Origin of the sequence: Bacillus sp. FSL L8-0099, assembly GCF_038006385.1 — a bacterium.
GTDB lineage: Bacteria > Bacillota > Bacilli > Bacillales > Bacillaceae_G > Bacillus_A > Bacillus_A toyonensis.
Map to the genome: position 1 here is coordinate 3,918,865 of NZ_JBBOVC010000001.1, position 21,994 is coordinate 3,940,858.

Consider the following 21,994-nt stretch of genomic DNA (forward strand, 5'->3'; position numbering starts at 1 on the left):
CCCCTAGAACCTCATTTTTCGTGTCCAATTTTAATCCCATAAATAACGGAATACACGTTTTACTTTTGACATCATACGGTCATCATTTTGATTATTATTGTTTTGATTACGGGTTTTTTGTTTCGCAGGTTGTTGTTGTACCGGCATTGGTGCTGGTGCTGGTACTGGTTCAAAATGTTCTTGCTTTTCCTGCACATTTTTCCCACGTAATTTAGCTTTTTGATATGAATGTTTAATTAATCCAACTCCACTTGTATATTGGGGCTCACGCACACCAATATAGTCAGGAGTTGCTACACGAACATTTTCATGTAAAATATCATATGCAAGATCAAGAACACCTGGCATAGAAGCTATTCCACCAGTTAGTACATACCCAGAAGCTACTTGCTTTACTCCTAACTTACGTACTTCATCTTGAACAAACATTAAAATTTCCTCTACACGAGCCTCGATAATATCCGATAACTCCAACTGAGAATATTGTTCTGTTTGATCGCTTCCCATAATAGGAACCGTAAACATTTCTTCTTCCGATGCTGTATCATAAAAAGCATGTCCATATTTCAACTTAATTTGATCTGCATTTTCTGTTGAAGTTTTCAACCCAATCGCAATATCCTTCGTTATATGGTCTCCACCTAATGGTAATACGCTTGTCGCTTGTAACTCTCCATCTTTAAAAATAGATAAAGTCGTAGATCCTCCCCCCATATCAACAAGGGCTACTCCTCTATTTTTTTCATCCGAAGATATAGCAACTGTTGCAGCCGCTAAAGGTTGAAGACAAATATCAACAATTTCAAGACCTGCTTTTTCTACACAACGAAGTAAGTTATGTAGTAAGGTTCTCGATCCTGTAATAAGTGTACCTTCCATTTCTAATCTTACACCGATCATTCCACGTGGATCGTTAATCTCGTCAAGACCGTCTACGATGAACTGTCGAGGTACCACATCAATAAACTCACGTTCTGGAGCAATTGACACAACTTGTGCTGCATCTAGAACGCGTAAGACATCTTCATTCCCGATTTCACGATCTTCATTTGAAACAGCGACTACTCCATGACAAGGAAGTAGCTGTACCTGGTTTGCATTGACACCTACTACAACTTGCTCAATGTGGATTCCCACCATGCGCTCAGCTTGTTCAATTGCTTTTTTAATTGATCGAACAGTCTCATCTATATCGACTATCGATCCCTTCTTTAAACCATTCGATTTTACATTTCCAACACCAATAATGTTTAAGCTGTCATTAACCATTTCACCAATGATGACTTTAACATTGGATGTACCGATGTCAAGACTAACATATATTTCATTGCTGTTCATTCTTTGGCACCTCCTTCTTTATTTATACCATACAACTCAATATATGGAACAACAATCGCAACTTTACTATTTATAAGAAAAATATTCAACGTCTTTATACGTTTCCCTTTTTTAACCCTATATTTTTCTTATTTTTATTTAACATTCATTTAAGAATATCGCAGTAACCTGTGAAGAACTGCTTATCTTGAAATAATTTTATTTCAAGTGTAAAAATTACCGCCAAGTATAAGTCTACACTAAGATGTACTCATAGAAAAGTGAAACTTGTACCAATCCTAGTATGAATCTAAGAATTTTTACATATTTTTCATCAAATGAACCATTCTAGTAAATTCGTATGCATATGATAGAACATTCGTTTCTCTTTTTTCTATATTAATGCAGTGAATACTACCGTTCTATTCTTTTTTTTCTTCTACACCTAACTCTTTCGTATATGCACCTACTTCTAAGTCAATTAACACCTTCTTACCTGGCTCAATTGTTTTTAAAATAAGTGGATAAGTTTCCATACGCTTTGCGAAATTTTGAATCGTAGTGCTCACTTCATATCCTTCATTCATATATAAAGTAAGATGGTCTTCATTCGCATTCGTCGGTGAATAACGAATTTCAGAAATAGACCTTAAAATAGTCGGAGTTAACTTTTCTAGTTCAGCAATTAGTCCCTTCATTTTCTCCTCTTTAAAAGGTTCAAAAATTGGTGCTGCAACAGGAAGTTTTCCATTCGGGAGTACATCAAGTGTTTTCCCATTTTCTAATAACGGTTGTAATTTTCCATCTTTGTTTATATAACCAATCGTTACATATTCTTTAATATGAACATCAATTTTGTTTGGAAAACGTTTTTTTACATTTACTGCTTTAATTTCTTTTCGTTTCGTTAAATTTTCTTCCGCTTTATGTGCTGTCACTCGGAAATAACTTGTATCATATGTCACACCTGATTCCTTCATTACTTGGTCATCTGTCATATAATGATTTCCATACACACTTATCTTTTTTATATTACTAAGCGGAGACCGAAAATAAATTAAAAAGAGTACTAATAAAAATAAAATTGATATGTATAAAATCAACCGATGATTAACATTTTTTTTGTTTTTTTTCTTTTGATTTTTTAATTTTGGTACACGATCTTGTAGTTTAATCACTTTACTATTTTTCATGTACGATCCCCCTATGTAACATAAAGAACGGCATGTTCCTCATGCCGTTCTTATCTTCTTATTATAACATAAATGATAATGAGCGGAATGAATAACCGTTATCTTCCAATGATTTCTACTTCTGTGTGCATTTCTACACCAAATTTATCCTTAATTGTATGCTTTATTAATGAAATCAAATCTAATACATCTTGCGCTGAGGCTCCCCCAGTATTAATAATAAAATTCCCATGCATTTCAGAAATTTGAGCTCCACCTATTTGATAGCCACGAAGCCCAGCTTTCTCTACTAAATCTCCTGCAAAATACGGGATTGGATTCCGAAACACACTTCCAGCACAAGGATGATTCCACGGTTGTGTTTCACGGCGGTAATCTTTATTCTTTTGCATGTTTCTTACGATTTTCTCACGCTCTCCTACCTGTAATTGAAACTCCGCCTCCAAAACAATACCAGGACGTTTCGTTTGCAATACAGATGTACGATATGAAAACTCCATTCCTCTATTCGTTAACCATTCAATTGTTCCGTTTTCAAATAGAATTAGAGCCTTTGACAATATGTTTGATATGTCTGATTTATGTGCTCCAGCATTCATATACACTGCACCACCGACACTCCCTGGAATACCACTTGCAAATTCCAATCCAGCCAACCCTTGGCGACTAAGTAATGTTGACAATTTAATAAGGGGATATCCGCCACCAACTCTTACCCTATGTTTTTCGACCTCTAAGTGGTCTAATCCTTCTCCTAAACGAATAACAACGCCTTCTATCCCTTTATCAGATACAAGAAGGTTTGAACCTCGACCAATTACAGTCCACTTTATTTTATATTTCTTTACTAACTGCAATATTTTCTCAATACCGGCAACATGCTTTGGCACAATTAAAATATCAGCTGGTCCACCTATCTTCATAGTTGTATAACGTGCTAACGGCTCGTTAACTAACACGCGACCAACATTTGCTTCTATAAGCTCATTTACTAATTGTTCCATAGACGCTCTCCCCCAATATTAAGTTTCCTTATTACAGTAATATGCAGGGCGTTCACCTAACGTTATTTTTTCACAAGCTTATTCATTACTCCATACAACTTATTTGCTGCATCAGGAATACCTAGTTGCTTAGCAGCTAGCTTCATATTTTGTAATGTTTGTGTATCTAATAAAATCTCATCAATATCACGAATAAGCGTTTCAGCTGTTAATTCTTTTTCAAGTAACATTTTCGCCGCTCCTTTATCAACAACTGAAAGTGCATTCTTCTCCTGATGGTTATTTGTTACGTACGGACTCGGAATTAACACACTCGGCTTACCTAATGCTGTTAATTCTGCAAGTGTTGTTGCTCCGGCTCTTGAAACAACAAGATCAACGCCAGTTAGTACCTCTGGCATATTATGAATGAAAGGTTTAATAATAACATTATTCGGATTGCCTTTTTCCTTCACAGCATCCATCACTTTGTCATAATGCACTTCACCTGTTACGTACAATACTTCGTAACTTTTATTTCCAAACTGTTCAATTGCTTCTACGAAAGCATCGTTAATCGGTCTAGCTCCGCGACTTCCCCCAAAAATAAGTACGGACTTTTTAGGAAGAGATAGACCAACTGAACGTTTCCCTTTCATTCCGTTTTGATCCATTACCTCTGATGCTCGCGGATTACCTGTCATTACCACTTTTGACTGTGGAAAATGTTCTGTAGCTGCTTCAAAACAAACCGCAACTTTATCAACGTAACGACTTAAAAATTTATTCGTTACACCTGGTACACTATTTTGTTCATGTACAATAGTTGGAATACCTAGTTTTGCTGCCGCATATACAACAGGTCCACATACGTATCCACCCGTTCCAATCACTATATCCGGATTAAAACGACGAATATATCGTTTACTATCTTGTACACCCTTTAGAAAACGCATAACCGTTTTCACATTATCTAACGATATTTTTCGTTTAAATCCACTTATAACAATAGATTGGAACGGAATACCAGCTTTTGGAACGATGGTACTCTCTAATCCATTTTCTGTACCAATGTATAAAAATCTTGCTTCCGGATTTAATTTTTTTATTTCTCTAATTAAAGCAAGAGCTGGATAAATATGGCCTCCAGTACCCCCACCACTTACTAATACTCGCACTACTAATTCCTCCACTTCCCTGTTCTTATTCAATTGTATTTATTTCCATATACATATTGTATTTTCCACACATACGAAAAACCCTGTCTTTTAAACAGGGTTTAATAGCGAGAATGGCGACTTATATTCAATAATACACCTACTGCCATTAACATTAAGGTCAAACTTGATCCACCATAACTTAAAAATGGCAAAGTAATACCCGTAACAGGCATTAGTCCCGTTACAACACCAACATTAATCATTACTTGAATCGCAATCATCGCCACAATACCTACTGCTAAAAACGTACCATATAAATCTGGCGCTCCTAATGCTATACGAATCCCGCGCCATAGTAATAGACTAAATAATAATAACACAAATGAACCGCCAATAAAACCTAATTCCTCGGATAAAATTGCAAATATAAAGTCTGTTTGTGGTTCAGGTAAATAAAGAAATTTTTGTCTACTTTGCCCAAGTCCAAGCCCAAATAAACCACCAGGTCCAATTGCGAGTAACGATTGAATAATTTGAAATCCACTTCCGAGCGGATCTGACCACGGATCTAAATATGATGTGATGCGTTTCATTCGATATGGTGCTGATGCAATTAACCCTACAAATCCTGCTACACCAAGCAAACCAAACATTGCAAAATGAAAGACCCTTGCTCCCGAGATAAATATCATAATAATACATGTCCCAACCATTACCGTTCCCGTACCAAGATCTGGCTGTAACATAATCATCCCAAAAGCAAGAAATACAAAACTAAGAGCAGGTAGTAATCCACGTTTAAACGATGTAATTAACTTTTGTCGTTCCGCTAAAAATTTCGCTAAAAAAATAATCATCGCGAATTTCATAAACTCTGACGGTTGAATGGAAAATGCACCGATTCCAATCCAACTTCGTGCTCCCCCACGGACAAGACCTACTCCTGGAATTAGAACGAGAATGAGAAGAACGAAACAAACTAGCAAAATTACTTTTGAATATGTCCGCCACACCCAATAATCAATTTTCATGATAAAAAACATAGCCACTACACCAATACTCGCAAACAACAATTGTCTTTTTGCAAAAAAGAATGAATCACCCATTTTATAAGAGGCCCAAACCGCACTCGCACTATAAACCATAATCATTCCGATTGTTAACAACGCAAGTGTAACGATAATAAGAATATAATCAGGCGTCTTCTTCATTAGCCATGAACACCACCTCTTTAGGCAGAATCTTTTGCCCTATGTAACAAAACATCAGCAGGTGTTAGCCTACTGATGTTTTGATTTACTTTATATAAGTTTATGCACAGCTTGTATAAAAATGTCTCCTCTTTCTTCAAATGTTTTAAATTGATCCCAGCTTGCACATGCTGGGGAAAGAAGAATTACATCGCCCTCCGTAGAATGAGCGTAAGCTTTCACTACTGCTTCATCTAAAGTGTCGACACTTTCAATTATATCTAATCCCACTTTTTCTGCTGCTCTTACTAATTTTGGTGCTGTTTGTCCAAATGTTACAAGCGCTTTTACATTTTTGAAATATGGAATTAAATCATCGAATTCATTTCCACGATCAAGCCCACCTGCTAATAACACAATTGGTTGTGTAAACGCAGATAAAGCTTTCTCAGTCGCTAACATATTCGTCGCTTTTGAGTCATTATAAAACTTACGGTTGTTAATAGTTGTTACATATTCTAATCGATGTTTTACACCTGTAAAACGTTTTAACACAACCGTAATAGCTTCATTAGAAACACCTAATAGTTTCGCAATACTCATCGCAGCTAAAATATTCTCTAAATTATGCTGACCAGGTAAAACAATATCGCTTACTTCAACAACTTTTTCACCTTTGAAATAAAGAGCGTTATCCTTTATACACGCACCATCTTCATTTTCTTTCGCTGTCGAGAATAGTATTTTTTGACCTTTACTATAAGCAGATAAAGCCATCACATCTGCATCATCTGCATTTATTACACTATAATCGTTTTCTGTTTGGTTTTTAAAAATATTAGCTTTTGCTAAACCATATTCTTTTTTCGTCCCATGATAATCTAAGTGGGCCTCAAATAAGTTTAAAAACACAGCGATTTTAGGCTGGAAAGATTCTACTCCCATCAGTTGGAACGATGAAAGTTCTGTAACTACAACTTCATTCTCTTTTGCATCCTGTGCTACTTCACAAGCTACAGTGCCTATGTTCCCTGCAATAATAGGATGCTTTCGTCCTTCTTTTAGCATTTCAAACGTAAGCATTGTCGTCGTCGTTTTACCGTTAGACCCCGTAATGCCAACAAATGGCGCTTCTGAAATACGGTATGCTAATTCAACTTCCGTAACGATTGGAATCTGCTTTTCTTTCGCAGCAACTAATATTGGGTTAGAATACGGAATCCCTGGATTTTTTACTACAAGAGAAATATTTCTCTCTAATAATTCCAAAGGATGCCCCCCGCATACAACGTCCATTCCTTTTGCTTGTAATTCTGCAGCAAGCGTATTTTCTGCTAAAGGCTTTCCGTCATTTACAATAACATTTGCCCCTAATTTTTGTAACAAGGTAGCTGCTGCATAACCACTTTTTGCAATGCCTAATACAAGAATATTTTTATTTTGAAATTCAGTTACAGTTTTCAATTACATCCACACCCCGATATAAATTCCTAACATAGCTAATAAAAATCCTACAGACCAAAACGTCACAACGACGCGCCATTCTGACCAACCACATAATTCATAATGATGGTGTAATGGACTCATTTTAAAGACACGCTTTCCGGTTGTTTTAAACGAAATGACTTGAATAATAACAGATAAAGTTTCCATTACGAATACTCCACCAATAATTACAAGTAACAATTCTTGTTTTAGTAAAATTGCTACAGCTGCGATCGCTCCACCTAAAGCTAAGGAACCCGTATCTCCCATAAATACTTTCGCTGGATTCGCATTGAATACTAAAAATCCAAGTACAGCTCCTACAACTGCCATACAGAATATTGCTACTCCGAATTGCTCTTGTGCCACAGCAATAATACTAAACGCTCCAAATGCAATAGCGGCTGTTCCCGATAATAAACCATCTAAACCATCAGTTAAGTTAACTGCATTCGACCCACCAATAAGCATAAATAATACAAGAACAAAATACGCCCAGCTTAGTTCAAACTTAACATCCGTCCCTGGAATCATAATGTATGTGTGAAATGCTTGCCCTTTTCCAATTAAAAAGAACGCAATTGCAATAATAAGCTGTCCTAGTAATTTTTGTTTCGATGTTAAACCAAGATTTCTTTTCTTAACTACCTTTATGTAGTCATCTAAAAAACCAATTAATCCATAACCAAATGTCACCAATAATAGTAACGAAACCTCTGCACCTAAATGATTAAACTTAATTGCCATAATTAAGGTCGTTACCATCATAGATACATATATGACAATACCGCCCATCGTTGGTGTCCCTGATTTTTTTTGATGTGACTTCGGTCCCTCATCACGAATACTCTGTCCGAACTTTAATTTTCTTAAAAATGGAATAAACAGTGGCGAAAGGGCAACAGAAATTAAGAATGCTACCCCTGCCGTTACTAATAAACCTTGCTCAAGCACATGTAGTCCTCCTCTCACGTTGTTACTCTTCGTTGTTTAGACGCCCTGTAATTGCTTCTTTAGCAACTTCACGATCGTCAAAATGATGAACTTCTTTACCAATAATTTGATACGTTTCATGCCCTTTACCAGCAATAATAATAATATCTTCTGCTTTGGCTTTCGAAATAGCATAACGTATCGCTTCTTTTCGATCAACAATTACTTCATAATTATTCCCTTTTGCATCTTTTATCATATCATCTAGAATAGCCACTGGATCTTCGCTTCTTGGATTGTCTGATGTATAAATCGCTTGAGTTGCATATTCTACCGCGACACTTGCCATCACTGGCCTTTTCGTGCGATCTCTATCACCACCACAACCAACGATACAATACACATCACCGTTCGCAAACTGTTTCGCTGTTTTTAGAACGTTCTCTAAGCTATCAGGTGTATGTGCATAATCCACAATAACTGTGTAATTTTGTCCTCCATCAACAACTTCAAAACGTCCAGGCACACCAGCAAGCTCTTTAATTACATCAATAATTGTTTGTAAGCTTACGCCCGAAACAAGCCCTGCTGCTGTAGCAGCCAACACATTGTATACATTAAACTTACCAATTAATTTCATCGTAACATCTACACTTTCATACGGTGTTACAAGTGTAAATGTCGTACCACCGCTCGTCATAACGATATCTTTAGCCATAATGTCACTTGAAACATCTATACCGTAAGTTACAACAGTTGCCGCTGTGCTTCTCATATACTCTTCCGTAACTGGATCATCGCTGTTCAATACAGCGTATTTTTTACGATTATGATTATAACTATTGCCAAGCTGTGCAAAAAGCAAGCCCTTCGCATGTTTATATTCTTCCATCGTTTTATGATAGTCTAAATGATCTTGTGTTAAATTCGTAAATACTGCAACATCATAATCGCATCCGTGTACACGCCCAAGATCTAAAGCATGAGACGAAACTTCCATTACTGTGCTATCTACACCTTGTTCAACCATTTTTGAAAACGTCTGTTGAAGTGTTAGTGCATCTGGTGTTGTATTTTTCACCTCAAATGTTTCATCACCGATTTTCATATTAATCGTTCCAATTAGCCCTGTTTTGTGACCATGTGCGCGCATAATTTCATCCATAATATGCGATGTTGTTGTCTTTCCATTTGTACCTGTAATACCGATTAAATGTAACTTGTGTGTTGGTTGACCATAAAAATAATCAGCTAAAACCGCTAACGAACGAAAAGTATTTTTCACAAGTACAACTGGAACGTCAACATCAATTGGTCTTTCCGCAACAATAGCAGCCGCTCCTTGTGCCGCTGCTTGCTTAGCAAAATTATGGCTATCAACCGTATACCCTTTCATACATACAAATAAGCTTCCTTCTTTCACTTTACGTGAATCAGCTTCAATAGATGTGATTTCTGGATTTTCTTTTGGAACAACTGGAAAATCATGCAAACATGATACAAGTGTATGCAACTTCATTTCACTAAACCCTCTCTACATTGTTTATTTATCTCTTTTTTAGTAAGCAACACATTACCTCCTAGTTAATTTAAATAGGAGGTACGTGCTACTATCGTCTAATACATAGACCTATTTATTAATGAGACACTTCCTGTCTCAAATTAAGTAACTCTTCTATAAAGAACTCACTTCCACCAATTGTACCATAAAACACATTATGTTACCTTTAATTCCCGAAGTAAATTCTAATTTTTGAGCCTTCTTTTACCTTGGCCCCAGCTTCTGGTGATTGTTTAATTACTTTCTCTCCATCTCCGCTTATATCTAGCTTCAAATCAACAAGTTGAGTTTGTAAATCTTTCTTTTTCATGCCAATTAAATTCGGAACTTCAACAGTTGGTGTGTCGCCCCATTTATATTCTTTCTCAACTTGTTCTTTTCTAGGTTTCACTCCCATAACAGGAAGTGCATCCCGAAGAATATTCCCAACAATTGGAGCCGCTACTACTCCACCAAATTGAGTGACTCCTTTTGGATTATCGACAGCTACATAAACAACAATTTGCGGATCATCCGCTGGAGCAAAACCAATAAAAGATACGATATAGTTATTCTCTAAATATTTACCATCTTTCACCTTTTGAGCAGTACCTGTTTTTCCACCTACACGATATCCGTCAATAAACGCACCTTTACCAGATCCCTTCGCTACAACATTCTCTAATGCATAACGAACTTTTTCTGAAGTTTCCTCGGAAATAACTTTCCTTTTATCAACAGGTGTTTTTTTACTAACAACTTGATTATTTTTTGGATCAATAAATTCCTTAGCTATATATGGTTGGTATAACGTTCCACCATTTACAGCCGCTGCTACAGCTGCTACTTGTTGAATTGGTGTAACAGAAACACCCTGCCCAAATGAAGTTGTTGCTTGCTCAACTGGACCAACTTTATCTAAATTAAATAAAATCCCACTACCTTCACCTTGCAAGTCGATTCCAGTCTTCTGTCCAAAGCCGAAGTTGCGAATGTATTTAAACAATCTGTCTTTACCAAGACGATCACCAAGTTCAATAAACCCTGGGTTACACGAGTTTTGAACGACTTCTAAAAACGTCTGGCTACCATGACCTCCAGCTTTCCAACATTTTAATCTGGCCCCACCAACTTCAGCTGCTCCATCATCATAAAACGTATCTTTCTCTAAGTCTACTAAATTTTCATTCAAAGCGGCCGCTAACGTAATGATCTTAAATGTTGAACCAGGCTCATACGTACTCCATACAGGTAAATTTCTATTATACACTTCTGGAGAAACACTTTGAAAATCTGCTGGATCAAAACTCGGTCGACTCGACATGCCTAAAATCTCACCATTTTTTGGATTCATTGCAATTGCAATCATACCGTCGGGATTATATGTTGACTCTGCGATATTCATTTCTCTTTCCATAATTCTCGTAATACGCGCATCAATTGTTAAGCCTAAGTTCAATCCAGCTTCTGGTTTTTTGAAATCATCACCAATATTAGGCATTCTTTGTCCTTTCGCATCTGCAAAAAAACGGACATGACCTTTATCACCATTCAGCTCTTTATCATAATATTTTTCTAACCCCATAAGACCTTGATTATCACTACCTGCAAACCCTAATACGTGTGATAAAAAATTCCCAAATGGATAGTACCGGATAGAATCCTCTGCAATATAAACTCCCTTTAAACTTAATCCTCGTACCTCTTTCGCTTTGTCATGCGATATTTTCCTGCCACCCTTATCTAATCTTACAATTGATTCCTTTTTTGTAACCCTCTTATAAATCTCGTCTTTTTCCACACCTAATACTGCAGCTAACTTCTCTGCAGTCTCTGCTGGTTTTTCAATTTGCCTCGGTACTACAAATACCGTTGGGGCACTTTTATTTGTGGCAAGTTCCACACCGTTTCGGTCTAAAATTTTCCCTCTTTCAGGCTCAAAAGTAATATTACGACTCCACGAATCTTTCGCGCGATCCGTTAACATATTCCCAAGAAAAAACTGTACATATCCAAGACGAATATCGATGATAGTGAAAATAAGTATACCTGATATAAGTATAAAAATAAGTCTTTTTCTAACCGTTACATTTGATACACGCATATTGGAACAAGCCTCCCTTACGCCTAGCTTGTTCCAATATATGCTTGTACTTATTTAATTAGAACTCCTTGCTTCTTACCATTATGGTTTTTCTGCTTCTTGTTGCGGTTCAAGTGGTGGCACTAGTGTTACACCTAATTCTGTACCCGGTTGCAGTAACGTTCCTTCTGCTACACTTTGTTCAGTTACGTATCCGGTACCAGAAGGTTTTAAGTTAAGCTGTAATGTTTTCGCCAAATTCATAACATCACGCAGTGCCCACCCTTGTATATTTGGCATTGTTGGCTTATCTCCCACTAAGAAGACTCGATCGCCTTTTAATGTTTGTTCAGTTGCTTTCGGTACTTGTTGCTGCACTTTTCCTTCACCTAGTATGATTGGACGGAGTTTTGCTTTTTCAATCGCTTTCCCCGCTTCAGCCATCGTTTTACCAGTTACATCCGGAACAGCAGTTTGTTGCTCTTTTAAATGTTTCTTCGGATCTTTCACTTCATTTGGCTTTATCTTTAAATACTCTAAACTATTTTTTGTTACATATTTAAAAATATCAGCTAACGGCTGTGCACCGTTCTCATCATCTTTCAATTTCGGCTGTTTAACAGCTACATACACAACAAGTTGCGGATCGTCCATCGGCGCCATCCCTAAGAATGAGAATATATAATTCTCTCTCCCTGTCATATAGCCACCTTTTCCATCCGGAATTTGCGCTGTCCCTGTTTTACCACCGACTGAATATCCATCGACTTTATAAGCAGTTCCTGTTCCTTTCGGAGATGTAACAACACGTTCTAACAACTGTCTTACTTGCGCTGCTGTTTCTTTTGTAACAGGCTTTCCTACTTCTTCTGGTTTATGCTCTAATTTTACTTCCCCTGTTATCGGATCTACAATTTTGTCAATCGCATATGGTTTCATCATTTTCCCATCATTTGCAATTGACGTTGCAGCTTGTACAAGCTGAATTGGCGTTACAGTAGAACCTTGTCCAAAAGCCGTTGTTACTTGCTGTATTTGCTGATCAAATAAAATTGTATTAGAACCTTCACCAGGTAAATCAATATTTGTTTTCTCATCTAGCCCAAAAGCATTAATATATTTACGGAAACGTTCTGGACCAAGTTTTTGATCACCTAAAATAGCAAACGCTACGTTTGAAGATCGCTCTACCCCTTCATCGAAGGTAATAGAGCCCCAGCCAGCACCGCCATTATGATCTTTTATTTTCCGGTTTCCAACTTGATATGTACCAGACTGATAATAATCTTGTCCTTTGTACACACCTTCATTAATAGCTGCCGCTAATGTGAAAATTTTCATTGTTGACCCCGGTTCAAATGCATTTGAAATCGCATCATTGAAGAAATATTTAATTTGACGATCATTAGGATCATAACTAGGTTTAGTAGACATCGCTAATATTTTTCCAGTTTTCGGATCCGCAACAATCCCTATTAAACTTTCTGGATCATATTGTTTACTCGCCGCTTTCATCGCATCTTCTAAATAACTTTGAACCCGTTGATCCATTGTTAAATACACGTTATCTCCATTTTTTGGTGCCTCTACGTTCACTTTGCCACCATCAAGAGATACACCTTTACGATCGCCTGTATATGCTACCTTTCCGTTAGAAGCGCTTAAATATTTATCCAAACTTTTTTCTAAGCCAAATTGTCCTACCGAAGTTCCCTTTTCATTTGGTTTCGCATGACCTATGACGTAAGACGCAAAATCACCGTTTGGATACACTCTTGCATTTTCTGTAATAAAAGATATTCCCGGCAAATTCAATGCCTCTATTTGTTTCTTCTGTTCTCTCGTCAAATCCTTGCCTAGTGTTCCAAATTCGACTTGACTTCTGCCTTCCTTATTTAATGCAGCTAAAATATCCTCTTCGCCTTTTCCTAGTACTCCCGCAATTTTCTTTGCAGTATCCTCTTTATTCTCAACAGGTTTCGCACCTTTTAATTCAGCTACAAGTTTATAAGAGTTTGCATCTTGCGCTAACACATGACCATTTTGGTCATAAATCGTTCCTCGATTCGCTTCGAGAACTCCTGTTTTACTATGTTTTTGCCTAGCAAGTTCATCCAAATCCTGATTATGCACTGTTCCTGTCGCTTGTATGTAAAAAAATCGGGCTAATAACAGCAAAAAGAGCAGGAGGAAAAATATCATAAAATAACCTGCTCCTTTATTGGTATGAAATTTAGTCATATTTTTCTTCATCTTTCCTTCACACCTATTGCCTTACTTGAGGCCTTTCACATTATTCGCATTAATTTCTAGCCCATGTTTTTTTGCAACTTCAGCGATTCGTTCATAGCGACTTAGCTTCTCTACTTCAGCCTGCAATTCTTGATTTTCTTTTTGCTGCTGTACAATTTTTTCTTCGATCGTCGCTGCTTCTACATTAACTTGATAAAGCCCTGCTTTATTCCCAATAAACGCTACACAGGCATACAATAAAAAGCCAATAAACGCTACATACATCAGTTTTTCGACCCTTGTAATCTTTGCTTTAACCTTTGGCTTAACCATCTGCTGTGGGGGCGTTTGAATTTGTACCTCTTCTTGCGCTTGTTGTTTGTACTTTACAGCTAAATTAGTCATACCTCTCTCTCCTTTTTATCGTTTTTCAGCGATTCTCAACTTCGCAGAACGCGCTCGATTATTTTCTTCCAGCTCTATATCAGAAGGTAAAATCGGTTTTCTTGTAATAAGCTTTAATTTCGGTTTAAATTCATCTGGGATAATTGGTAACCCTGGCGGCAATTGCGGCGTTGTACTATTTCGCTTAAATGTTGTTTTACAAATACGGTCTTCTAATGAATGGAATGTTATAACACTAACTCTTCCACCAGGCTTGACCATCTCAATAGCAGATTCCAACGCTTCTTCAAATACTTTCAATTCATCATTTACAGCAATACGGATTGCCTGGAAAACTCGCTTCGCAGGATGTCCACCAGTTCTACGCGCAGGAGCCGGAATACCTTCTTTTATTAATTCCACTAATTCTCCTGTCGTTTCAATAGCTTTATTTTCACGATACGCTTCAATTTTTCTTGCTATTTGCTTTGAAAATTTCTCTTCACCATACTGGAAGAAAATTCTTACGAGTTGTTCATATGACCAGCTATTTATAACATCATATGCTGTTAATGGGGCATCTTGATCCATCCGCATATCTAACGGTGCATCATGATGATAACTAAAGCCTCGCTCTGGTGTATCTAATTGTGGGGATGAAACACCTAAATCGAATAAAATACCGTCTACCTCTGTTATGCCTAATTCCTGTAGTTTTTCAGATAAGTAACGGAAATTGCTCTTTACCGTTATAAACTGCTCACCGTATGAAGAAAATTTTTCTTTTGCATTTTGAATCGCTATCTCATCTTGATCAAAAGCAATTAATTTTCCCCCATCAGTCAATTGGGATAATAAATAAGAACTATGTCCTCCTCCCCCCAGTGTACAATCTACATATGTACCATCTGGCTTTATATCTAAGCCGTCTACTGTTTCTTTCAAAAGTACTGTTACGTGTTTAAACATTGTTGCACCTACTCTTTTTCCAATTAATTTATGTTAAATGTATTTCTTCCTCTAAACGTATTTCTCACGATCAGAGAACGAAATACTACTAAAGAACGACTCAGTTAACTTACCAACAAAGGCAGCATACTATACAAATCGCTATTTTCTTTTATTATATACTAAATTTTATCATTTTTTGCGGGAATTTAAATAAAAAACTGTCGAAAAAGAGAATAATACGTTTACATTTTGTGTGATTTTGTCATATATTTAAGTATCCTACATATATACAATCTCTACCAGTTATAAAACGATAATTCAGAAAAATTTCACTTCACAGTAAATTCAACAGAATAAAAATAAAATCCTGCTCCAAAGAGCAAGATTCTATAGTTTTATAACATGATGTTTTCCATCCCAAGAAAATGAATTCTCCATCACTCGATCAACGAAATCCAAACCGAACTGATTTAAATAATAACATACATTCCACACGCGCTCTTGCGGAGCTCCTAATGGACGAATTGCACATTGTATACGGCGGAATTTATTTAGTTGAACTTCATGTTTTTTCTCAACATTTCTTTTCAACATTCTTTCTAACAGTTCAATTTGTTCATTAATTTTCAACTCATTCTTCCCTGCGAACTCACTTAATCCTGGATCTATTTTTTTCACAAACTGTTGTAATGATGTATGAATATCAATAATTTCTTTTTTCGCCTCTACAAATCGATCATCGATTGGTTCCTCTATTTGATCAGACAACCAGTTTTCACGTAATTTATCTACATCATGTAAAAACGGATCATTTTCTTGCAACTGTAAATCATTTAAATCTGTCGCTATATCTCTCTCTATATAAGTCATCGTAAGACGAGGAACGACAGGCGGCATTTGGAAACCAACAGTATGGAATACTTGTTGCAGTTCACTCCAATAAGCTATCTCCCCTGGACCTCCAATAAACGCTAGCGTAGGAAATACATACTCTTGCATAAGAGGACGTGTTACAACATTATTACTAAAACGCTCTGGACTTCTCTCCAACTCTTCAATCAATTCTTCATATGAAAAAGAATGTGTCCCATCTTTTCCGACAAACTTTCCTTGATTGTCTTCAAGCAGCACTCGCTCATTATCGATTTCCATGAATATATGCACTGCATTAGACTTTGTTTCAATAATTGGTTTATACCCTAATTCTTTAATTACTTCCTGCTGATTGTGAAGCCCCTCTTGCACTTCTTTATACTTGCTTATAATACGTTTGAAGAATGGAACCTCTAACTTCCTTAATTCAGGATGATGCGAATCAACAAGAATTAAACCAGAATTAGCAAACATTTTTGTAATAAGGTAAGCAAAGAAATCTACATACGTATTCGATTTATTCAAAGCATCATCTACAAATCGTAATACATCCTTTGTAAAATTCGTTTCTGGGTATGTTTTAAAAATCTCTTCCATCCATTTTCTACAATCTTCAACAGACAGTTCAGACTCAGAAGCACTCGCCTTTTTCGGATTACGGTCATGAAAAATAGTCTTTTTTATTTTTTTATTTTTCGTTACAAAAGTATGATTAATCTCATCCATATCATGATCTTCACCAGCAATCCAGAATACAGGAACGACTTTAACGCCTAAACTTTCTTCCTTTTCCTTTGCAAGCTGTAAAATTGAAATAACTTTATGAATTGTATAAAGCGGTCCAGTTAATAACCCCGCTTGTTGTCCAGCTATAACAACATATGTATTTTCATCTCCAAGCGCTTTTACATTTTGAATTGTAGATTCTCCCGCTTGCAATTTTGTATTATATTCTAATAAATGCGCTACTAACTCTTGGCGGAAAAACTTCCTTTCACGCAAATCATGTAAACGTTGTTTAAAAGCAACTTCTGTTAACATATAATCAAAACACGACTGTATCTCTTTTTTACCGTTCATATAGTCCGCTACAATACCTTGTTGCGGAACAGAGATTTCGTTTATCTCCATATAATTCTTCCTTTCGTATCCAGTTCTCTCACCAATCCACATTGTAGTCAATGTTTCACGTAAAAGCAAAGAATAACACTTATTCTTTTACTTCTAATCCTTTTATTGCATCGAACAAAAATTGAAGTGTCGGAACTGGTCGTTGCTGTTTCTTAGCTTCCTCTAACACATATCCAACAATCGCATCGATTTCCGTTTGTCTATTCGCCCTTACATCTGCTAGCATAGATGATGTATTATGAGACGTTCTTTCACATATACCTCGTACCATTTCCCATACCATTTCTTGTTCTTCACTAACAAGAAATGCAACTTCCCTAAATACTTGCTCCATCATTTGATAAAAAAAAGGATTCGTAATTAACTCACCGTTCTGAACCCGCAATAACGCTGTCAATGGATTAATACATACATTTACTACTAATTTTTTGTACATAATACCTTTCCAATCAGCCTCTATTTGAATTGGAAAATGAGCAAAAGGAAAATAATTGAATACTTTTTCAAAATATAAAGATGGACCGCGCACTACCCCAAACTTCGTTATACCTATTCCAGTATGATGGACCGTATACCTTTCTTCTTTTTTCGCACCGTGTTCTACAATACCAACAGCTATATTCTCATTCCTTATTTTCTGTATAGCATGAAGATGCGACATTCCGTTTTGCAAAAAGATTAATGATGATTCTCCTTGCACAAACGGTAATATGTCATTTATATGGTATTGCTTCACAGCAATAAATGTATAATCTAACTTCTGATCTAACATATATTCTATCGGTAAAATGGATGGAAATACCGTTTCACGTTTCCCATCTCTAATACAAGTTACACCTGTTTTATTCAATTCTTCAGCCTGCTTAGCCGTCCTTGTAAACAACGTGACATCTTGATTACTTTTTTGTAAATAAAATGTATATAATAGACCAATAGCACCTGATCCTACAATTCCAATTTTCATTTTCACCCAAGGAATTCATATTAAATTTCCTTGCCTTCCCTCCCTTTGTATCTTTCTAATTCACATGCACACATCCTACGCTTGCACTGACTCCTAACAGATAAATGCAACCTCTTCTTTCACTATGTATATACTACTTATTAACGTGCTTCTATTCTTAGTTTAGCAAATCCTCAAAAAAATAATAAAAGAAATATACTATCTTCTTCATAAAAATAAAAAAATAAGTTATAATATTATTATAAATATTTTTACTTTTCTGGATTCAACAAGATAAGAAAAGGATGTGATGTAATGGGATTCCCAAAAGTTGAGCGCTTGCTCATCAATTATAAAACATTAGATGAATTTAAAAAATTTAAAGGTTGCGGAGCTCTAGAACTATCTATGTTGGAAGAGTTACAAGCAAACATTATTGAAAACAATAGCGAATCACCATTTTATGGTATTTATTATGGCGGATCACTAATCGCACGTATGAGTCTATATATGAAAAGGGATGGTGGCGAACCATTTGAAATTACTGGCCCTTACCTAGAACTTTATAAACTTGAAGTGTTACCAACTTTTCAAAAACAAGGATTTGGACAAATGCTTGTGAATTATGCAAAACAACTACAGTTCCCAGTTAAAACGATAGCACGTATCCATTCGGCTGGTTTTTGGGATAAATTAAATTTCCAACCTGTATCAGTAACTAATGGTGATTTTTATATTTGGCATCCAGAAACAAATATGAATGCGATTACAAACGAGGAATCTGCATAAGAAATAAAAAAACAGCTGCGTAACAGCTGTTTTTATTTCTTTAACTTCTCTAACTTTCCATTCGAACGAACACTATTTCTTTCCGCTACCATTACACTTCTTTTTTGATCGATATAATCAAGTAATGTTCTATACTCTTCCTCATATACTGATAATCGCTCTAGAAGTCGTTCTCTCTCTGTTTGTAGCGATTCAACTTGTTTTTGCAACACCATTAAAGAGTTTTCATCTTTATAATTTTGCAAGAAATCAATAACATCATTCAGTGTAATTGACGTAGGCTCTAATACCTCCGTCTCTTTCACTTCATAATTTTCTACTTTACGAAGTTGTTTCGCTTCTTCAATACGTTCTTTATATTGCTTTCTCACGTAAGAATTCCATCTAAATCCACATGCTGCTGGTGTACGAGACAAATGTCTTCCCACTTCTTTAAAGGCAGAAAGTTGCGTTCCACCTTCTTGAATATGCCGGAGTACTACTTCTGCCAGAAGCAAATCTTCATCATCAGTCCAAGCATCTTGTCTTGTTGTCGCCATCTCTCTAGTCCTCCCTATGCATTTTTTATTAAGCATATGCAGTTACTAGAAAAGATAGAATACAACAACTAAAGAATAAAACAAAAAAAATAAACGCAGAAGATATCTTCTACGTTTATTTTCCCGCAATTACTTGCTGATTACTTCTTTACCTTTGTAAGTACCGCATGCTTTACATACACGGTGAGCTAATTTCGCTTCACCACAGCTTGGGCACTCTACCATACCAGGTACTGATAATTTGAAATGCGTACGACGCTTTCTTTTTACTGTTTTAGAAGTTCTTCTAAAAGGTACAGCCATTCTTCCCACCTCCTTAAAAGAAATAATTATTTTCATATGAAGGCCTAAACCAGTCTTCCGATTATTTGTCAAAAAACTTTGCAAGTCCTGCCAATCTTGGATCAACAGCCTTTTCTTTGTTTTCTTCCGAAATCACTTGCCAGTCTTGACCTTGCATCGGTGCTCCACCAGAAACATCATCACTGAAAATTTGCATTGGAATCTCCAAAAGTATATTTTCCTTGATTACGGGCAGTAAGTCAAGTACTTCTCCTTCTAAACAATGAATTTCAGCTTCTGTTTCAAACTCTTCTTCTGAAGTTTGGAACACCTCAGTTGTTTTAATGTCAAATGGTAATGTCACATCTACTAAAGAGCGAGAACATGGTAAAACCATGCTTCCAGTTATATGTAGATGGAACGTAAACTTCCCGGAGCCAAAATCAACTCTTCCTGTTACATGAACAGGATTAATTTCACGAATATCTTTCTCGACCTCTTTTAGCTCACTTACATCTACCATCTCATCCAATGTCAATCCTTTATTTCTCAATTTATTCAATTGATGGATGGACCATTTCATATCATATCACCTCAAGGCAACAAACAAAATTATAGCTAGCCATTTTATATTTGTCAATGTTTTTTCTTTACACTATAATGAAGTCATCATAGTAAATAATATATAGAGTATCATGTTTTCCAAAAAGATGCTACATCGAAAGGAGAGATTATCATAAAAGCCAGTGGTATTGTCGTTGAATATAACCCTTTTCATAACGGTCATGATTATCATGTGCAACAAACAAAAAAGTTAACACACTCTGATATTATAATTGCCGTTATGAGTGGCCCTTTTTTGCAGCGTGGTGAGCCCGCACTCATTTCCAAATGGTATCGCACTAAAATGGCCTTAGCAAGCGGTGTAGACCTTATTGTAGAGCTTCCATACGCATTTGCAACACAAAAAGCTGAAACTTTTGCAAATGGTGCTATTTCCATCTTAAATGCCTTACGCGTTTCTGAAATTTGTTTTGGCAGTGAAGATGGACAAATCGAAAATTTTTATAATACCATCTCTGTACAAAAAAACGAAGAAGCGACTTTTAATCGTCTCGTAAAGCAATTTATGAGCGCAGGTAATAGTTACGCCAAAGCTACATCTGAAGCCTTTCTACACATTTTACCATCCAAAAAAAACATCGATATGTCACAACCAAATAACATTTTAGGCTTTCAATACATAAAAGCAATTCTGGCGCAAAATAGTTCTATACAAGCACAAACTATAAAAAGATACGCATCTCATTATCACGATGAAACATTTAGCAACCAACATATCGCAAGTGCAACGAGTATTCGTAAACAACTCTTTAGCGAAAATGGTTCATTTACAGAAATTGAGCCTTTTATCCCGAAAGCAACCGCTTCTCTTTTAGCAACTTATAAACAAAACTTCGGGATATTACATAATTGGGAACAATACTTTTCATTTTTTAAATACAAACTTATGACGATGTCTCCAGGGGACTTACGACATATATATGAAATCGAAGAAGGTTTAGAGCATCGTATTTTATCAAAAATACAAAACAGCTCTTCCTTCCACTCATTCATGGAAGCATTAAAAACAAAACGTTATACATGGACTAGATTACAAAGAGCCTGTACACATATTTTAACAAACACGACAAAAGAAGAGATGCATACGGCAAATATAGAACAACATGCACCGTATATTCGTCTACTCGGCATGTCACAAAAAGGACAAACTTATATTTCAAAAAACAAGAAAAAAATAGAACTTCCAATCCTTACTCATACAAAAAGTTTTGACCATCCTACTTTACATATAGAGCGAAAAGCCAATTCTGTATATTTCTCTATCATGCAAGAACCATTACGGACACAACTACTAAAACAAGACGTAACACACCGTCCAATTCGTTACGATGAAACAACTACAACGTTTCTATAAGAAAAACC

Annotated in this window: 19 protein-coding genes; 2 read left to right on the plus strand and 17 right to left on the minus strand. The window is 36.2% G+C overall.

Annotated features, from left to right (window positions below; genetic code table 11):
* Positions 1 to 30: 30 nt before the first annotated feature.
* From ftsA to panE, 14 genes are all read right to left on the minus strand, one after another.
* Positions 31 to 1,338 carry a cell division protein FtsA gene (gene ftsA, locus MHH42_RS19705; protein ID WP_001087556.1) on the minus strand — a complete coding sequence of 436 codons (1,308 nt, stop codon included), beginning with the start codon at positions 1,336 to 1,338 and terminating at the stop codon, positions 31 to 33.
* A 401-nt stretch (positions 1,339 to 1,739) separates the two neighbouring features.
* Positions 1,740 to 2,510, minus strand: coding sequence for a cell division protein DivIB (gene divIB / locus MHH42_RS19710; RefSeq protein ID WP_000798216.1), 771 nt, complete (start codon positions 2,508 to 2,510; stop codon positions 1,740 to 1,742).
* A 98-nt stretch (positions 2,511 to 2,608) separates the two neighbouring features.
* The gene (gene murB, locus MHH42_RS19715) at positions 2,609 to 3,514 is read right to left on the minus strand and encodes a UDP-N-acetylmuramate dehydrogenase (protein WP_000437054.1); all 906 of its coding nucleotides are present in this window, start codon (positions 3,512 to 3,514) and stop codon (positions 2,609 to 2,611) included.
* A gap of 62 nt (positions 3,515 to 3,576) precedes the next feature.
* Positions 3,577 to 4,671 (minus strand): undecaprenyldiphospho-muramoylpentapeptide beta-N-acetylglucosaminyltransferase, encoded by a 1,095-nt coding sequence (gene murG / locus MHH42_RS19720; RefSeq protein ID WP_001265419.1) that lies wholly within the window; start codon positions 4,669 to 4,671, stop codon positions 3,577 to 3,579.
* Between the two features lie 101 nt (positions 4,672 to 4,772).
* Complete coding sequence (spoVE, locus tag MHH42_RS19725; RefSeq protein ID WP_000753526.1) at positions 4,773 to 5,864, minus strand: stage V sporulation protein E; 1,092 nt, start codon at positions 5,862 to 5,864, stop codon at positions 4,773 to 4,775.
* Positions 5,865 to 5,954: 90 nt separating this feature from the next.
* Complete coding sequence (gene murD / locus MHH42_RS19730; RefSeq protein ID WP_000860109.1) at positions 5,955 to 7,307, minus strand: UDP-N-acetylmuramoyl-L-alanine--D-glutamate ligase; 1,353 nt, start codon at positions 7,305 to 7,307, stop codon at positions 5,955 to 5,957.
* Complete coding sequence (mraY, locus tag MHH42_RS19735) at positions 7,308 to 8,282, minus strand: phospho-N-acetylmuramoyl-pentapeptide-transferase (RefSeq protein ID WP_000893065.1); 975 nt, start codon at positions 8,280 to 8,282, stop codon at positions 7,308 to 7,310.
* Between the two features lie 22 nt (positions 8,283 to 8,304).
* Positions 8,305 to 9,780, minus strand: coding sequence for a UDP-N-acetylmuramoyl-L-alanyl-D-glutamate--2,6-diaminopimelate ligase (locus MHH42_RS19740; protein WP_000766323.1), 1,476 nt, complete (start codon positions 9,778 to 9,780; stop codon positions 8,305 to 8,307).
* 208 nt (positions 9,781 to 9,988) lie between these two features.
* Positions 9,989 to 11,905 (minus strand): stage V sporulation protein D, encoded by a 1,917-nt coding sequence (locus MHH42_RS19745; protein WP_001266240.1) that lies wholly within the window; start codon positions 11,903 to 11,905, stop codon positions 9,989 to 9,991.
* Between the two features lie 81 nt (positions 11,906 to 11,986).
* A complete protein-coding gene (locus MHH42_RS19750) occupies positions 11,987 to 14,137 on the minus strand; it encodes a penicillin-binding protein (RefSeq protein ID WP_000739951.1) in 2,151 nt (716 codons plus the stop codon).
* 21 nt (positions 14,138 to 14,158) lie between these two features.
* Positions 14,159 to 14,521 carry a cell division protein FtsL gene (gene ftsL, locus MHH42_RS19755; RefSeq protein WP_000182809.1) on the minus strand — a complete coding sequence of 121 codons (363 nt, stop codon included), beginning with the start codon at positions 14,519 to 14,521 and terminating at the stop codon, positions 14,159 to 14,161.
* 15 nt (positions 14,522 to 14,536) lie between these two features.
* On the minus strand, positions 14,537 to 15,469 hold the full coding sequence (gene rsmH / locus MHH42_RS19760; protein WP_000472506.1) for a 16S rRNA (cytosine(1402)-N(4))-methyltransferase RsmH: 933 nt from the start codon (positions 15,467 to 15,469) through the stop codon (positions 14,537 to 14,539).
* Between the two features lie 369 nt (positions 15,470 to 15,838).
* Positions 15,839 to 17,455 carry a bacillithiol biosynthesis cysteine-adding enzyme BshC gene (gene bshC, locus MHH42_RS19765; RefSeq protein ID WP_016109033.1) on the minus strand — a complete coding sequence of 539 codons (1,617 nt, stop codon included), beginning with the start codon at positions 17,453 to 17,455 and terminating at the stop codon, positions 15,839 to 15,841.
* A gap of 79 nt (positions 17,456 to 17,534) precedes the next feature.
* Positions 17,535 to 18,419 (minus strand): 2-dehydropantoate 2-reductase, encoded by an 885-nt coding sequence (gene panE, locus MHH42_RS19770; protein ID WP_016109034.1) that lies wholly within the window; start codon positions 18,417 to 18,419, stop codon positions 17,535 to 17,537.
* 294 nt (positions 18,420 to 18,713) lie between these two features.
* Here panE and MHH42_RS19775 point away from each other — a divergent pair, with 294 nt between their 5' ends.
* Complete coding sequence (locus MHH42_RS19775) at positions 18,714 to 19,187, plus strand: N-acetyltransferase (protein ID WP_000506686.1); 474 nt, start codon at positions 18,714 to 18,716, stop codon at positions 19,185 to 19,187.
* A 32-nt stretch (positions 19,188 to 19,219) separates the two neighbouring features.
* On the opposite strand, the gene MHH42_RS19780 is transcribed toward MHH42_RS19775, so the two are convergent.
* From MHH42_RS19780 to MHH42_RS19790, 3 genes are all read right to left on the minus strand, one after another.
* Positions 19,220 to 19,726, minus strand: coding sequence for an RsfA family transcriptional regulator (locus MHH42_RS19780; protein ID WP_000246458.1), 507 nt, complete (start codon positions 19,724 to 19,726; stop codon positions 19,220 to 19,222).
* 129 nt (positions 19,727 to 19,855) lie between these two features.
* Positions 19,856 to 20,029 carry a 50S ribosomal protein L32 gene (rpmF, locus tag MHH42_RS19785; protein ID WP_001984764.1) on the minus strand — a complete coding sequence of 58 codons (174 nt, stop codon included), beginning with the start codon at positions 20,027 to 20,029 and terminating at the stop codon, positions 19,856 to 19,858.
* 61 nt (positions 20,030 to 20,090) lie between these two features.
* Positions 20,091 to 20,591: a YceD family protein gene (locus tag MHH42_RS19790; protein WP_000872142.1), complete on the minus strand. Its 501-nt coding sequence runs from the start codon at positions 20,589 to 20,591 to the stop codon at positions 20,091 to 20,093.
* Positions 20,592 to 20,744: 153 nt separating this feature from the next.
* On the opposite strand from MHH42_RS19790, the gene MHH42_RS19795 reads away from it, so the two are divergent.
* Positions 20,745 to 21,986, plus strand: a complete 1,242-nt coding sequence (locus MHH42_RS19795) for a nucleotidyltransferase (RefSeq protein ID WP_165406209.1) — start codon at positions 20,745 to 20,747, stop codon at positions 21,984 to 21,986.
* Positions 21,987 to 21,994 lie beyond the last annotated feature (8 nt).